The sequence below is a fragment of the Salinimicrobium oceani genome, from assembly GCF_012037645.1.
In genome coordinates this window covers 1-336 of sequence record NZ_JAAVJR010001262.1, presented here as the reverse complement: position 1 = coordinate 336, position 336 = coordinate 1, and the positions used below count along the sequence as shown (strand labels likewise).

Genomic DNA, 336 nt, shown 5'->3' with positions numbered 1-336 from the left:
AGCTGTAGAAGATAAAGAAGCTCCAAAAATCAGTCTTGGAAATGCTATTGCTCAGACTACAGATGCAGGTAAGTGTACAGCTTCCATCACCATTCCTGATGCAAGCTTCAGCGACAATTGTAGCGGAAGTACCATCAGCTGGATTTTAAGTGGAGCTACAACCGGATCAGGAAACGGACAAACAGGCACTCATGTCTTTAAATTAGGAACTACTTCCCTTACCTATACAGTAAAAGATGCAGCAAATAACATAGTAGAGGGATCGGTCGATATTACTGTAACTGATACCGAATTACCGGTCATTACGGCAGGCGCCGATGTTAAAGTTCCCAATAT

1 protein-coding gene is annotated in these 336 nt (G+C 42.6%); it reads left to right on the top strand.

All coding sequences use genetic code 11. The features are described 5' to 3' along the window. Positions 1 to 336: HYR domain-containing protein (locus HC175_RS21745; protein ID WP_168139976.1), on the top strand; the 336-nt coding region annotated here is incomplete at both ends.